This window comes from Williamsia sp., from assembly GCF_016462415.1.
In the GTDB taxonomy this organism is placed as follows: domain Bacteria; phylum Actinomycetota; class Actinomycetes; order Mycobacteriales; family Mycobacteriaceae; genus Williamsia_A.
Genome location: NZ_JAEMTF010000211.1, coordinates 1 through 2,480 on the forward strand (window position 1 = coordinate 1; position 2,480 = coordinate 2,480).

At 66.7% G+C, this 2,480-nt stretch carries 3 protein-coding genes; all 3 read left to right on the plus strand.

What is annotated here, in order from left to right:
* A partial coding sequence (locus JHC79_RS23345) for a DUF4244 domain-containing protein (protein WP_296395428.1) occupies positions 1-104 on the plus strand: 104 nt, incomplete at its 5' end.
* Between the two features lie 136 nt (positions 105-240).
* A complete protein-coding gene (locus JHC79_RS23350) occupies positions 241-1,209 on the plus strand; it encodes an AsnC family transcriptional regulator (RefSeq protein WP_296395430.1) in 969 nt (322 codons plus the stop codon).
* A 109-nt stretch (positions 1,210-1,318) separates the two neighbouring features.
* Positions 1,319-2,425 (plus strand): alkene reductase, encoded by a 1,107-nt coding sequence (locus tag JHC79_RS23355; RefSeq protein WP_296395427.1) that lies wholly within the window; start codon positions 1,319-1,321, stop codon positions 2,423-2,425.
* Positions 2,426-2,480: the final 55 nt, after the last annotated feature.

Genomic DNA, 2,480 nt, shown 5'->3' on the forward strand with positions numbered 1-2,480 from the left:
CGGCGGCGTTCGGGGCCATCCTCTACACGGTGGTCACCGGCGACAACATCGTCTCCGCATTGACGGGCATCATCACCAAGGCCCTCAACACTGCGGTGGGGTGAGAACAATCGATTTCTCGTGTGGCTGGGCGTCGGCATCGCTCCACAGGCGCCGCCGACTCCCAGACACACGGGAAATCGACGCATTCTGCGCGAATACACTCGACTCGTGACGCGACGCGGCGACCCTTCGGAGCCTGTGCCTCCCTACGTCGCCGACGACATCGACCGGGCCATCCTGCGTCTACTCCAACTCGATGCTCGGCGTCCCTTCTCGGCAATGGCAGCAGAACTCGAGGTGTCGGATCAGACGGTGGCTCGTCGGTATCAGCGTCTGCGGGCCAGGGCGGGGGTGCGGGTTGTCGCAGTCACCCAACCCAACATCAACACCGAGGGGATGTCGCTGTTTCGGATCAGTGTCTCGCACGATCTGGACACCGTCGCCGCCAATCTCGCCCGTCGGGACGACACGGCATGGGTGAACGTCGTGAGCGGGCCGAGCGGTCTGGAACTCACCGCGATGGTCTACCGCGACCGCACCGCGCGCGGGGAGTTCGCTCTGATGAAACGACTCTCGGACCTCCCCGACGTCGGATCGGTGACGGCTCAGACCTGTCTGCACATGTTCTTTGGCGGCCCCGACAGCCTGCTCACGAAGTCCGATGTCGCCGCGTCTGTCGCCCCGATGGTCGACGAGACGTGGCCCCACCGGATCCCCGTCGACCTCGAGGACCCCGATCGACGACTACTGGCCGCGTTGACCGTTGACGGCCGCGCCGGTGTCAGGCAACTGAGTCAGGCCAGCGGTTTGTCCCAGGAAACGGTCAGTCGGCGTCTGGAGATGTTCGTCCGGAGCGGAATCCTCTATTTCGACATCGACTTCGACGCCGAGCTGTTGGGGCTGCGCTCCTCGGTGAGTCTGTGGATCACCGTGGCACCGTCTGCCGTCGACGATGCGGGCCGCGCACTAGCGGCGCACACCGAGGTCAGCTTCGCCGCCGCGACGACCGGGTCGACGAACCTCTACGCCACCGCCCACTGCGCCGGCACCGACGAGCTGTACCGCTACCTCACGGGCGCGGCCGCGCAGCTCCCCGGTCTGCGCGCCGTCGAGACCGCGCCGCTCATCAGGAGCGTGAAGAGGGCGGGCCGCGACCCCCTGCTCTGATCCGCGCCCGGTGTCGAGAACCTCGACCGCACGCTGTCTCGGTGTCGAAAAGACCGAGATCCGCACCGATCGACTGGGCGCACCGGCGTGCCCGACGCACCATCGGGACATGTCACACGCATTCGAACCCATCACCATCGGTGATCTGACCCTCGACAACCGGATCGCGATGGCGCCGTTGACGCGTCGCCGCGCCTACGGCCCAGCACATACGGCCACCCCGATGATGGCGGACTATTACGAGCAACGCGCGTCGGCGGGCCTCATCATCGGAGAAGCCATGCAGCCCAGCCCGGTCGGTCAGGGCTACACGTTCACGCCCGGTATGCACACCGCCGCCCAGGCGGACTCATGGAGACAGGTCACCGACCGCGTCCACGCGGCCGGTGGTCGGATCTTCGGCCAGCTTCAGCATGCGGGCCGCAACAGTCACCCAGATCTGCTCGGCGGCGGACTGCATCCGGTGGGGCCCTCTGCGGTCGCGGCCGACGGCGTCGTACGGGTCTCGACCACGGGGCCCGCGATCCGCAAACCGTATCCAACACCCCGGACGCTGGCGATCCACGAGATAGCCGGCACCACCGCTGACTTCGTGGCCGCCGCCGAGAACTGCATGCGTGCTGGGTTCGACGGCGTGGAACTCCATGGCGCCTACGGATACCTGATCCAGCAGTTCCTCAGCTCCAACGCCAACGTTCGGGTCGACGGATACGGGACGAGCGTTGAGGGTCGCATCCGGTTCGCCGTCGAGCTCGTACACGCGGTCGCGGATGCGATCGGTTCGGATCGACTGGCGCTACGCGTCTCCCCCGGCTGCACGGCGAGCGGCATCGAGGAAGATGCGATACACGATGTCTACCTGGCGCTCGTCCGAGACTTGCCGAGTGACCTCGCTTTTCTCGACGTGTTCGAATTCCCCGGGCACCGTGCGCTCACCCACGCCATCCGCGAACAGTGGGGCGGCGTGCTGATGCTCAACCCCCATGCGGCGTATGAGGACTTCCCGGCGGGGCCGACCCAACTCTCGGTGGTCGACGACGGTCTGGCCGACATCGTCGCGTTCGGGACCGCATTCATCGCCAACCCGGATCTGGTCGAGCGGCTGCGCCTCGGTTCGCCGCTGACGACCGCGGATGAATCGACGTTCTACCTCGGCGACGAGCGCGGCTACACCGACTACCCGACCGTGCAGGCCATCGCGCCGACGAGAGGATGAGTCAGCGGACGTCGACCTGCTTGCCCGTGGTGTCGCGGTCCTTGGTGCTGTACCA

Bases quoted from the DNA above. Each gene is read 5' to 3' on its own strand.
- JHC79_RS23355 (WP_296395427.1), top strand. From the start codon at position 1,319: ATGTCACACGCATTCGAACCCATCACCATCGGTGATCTGACCCTCGAC.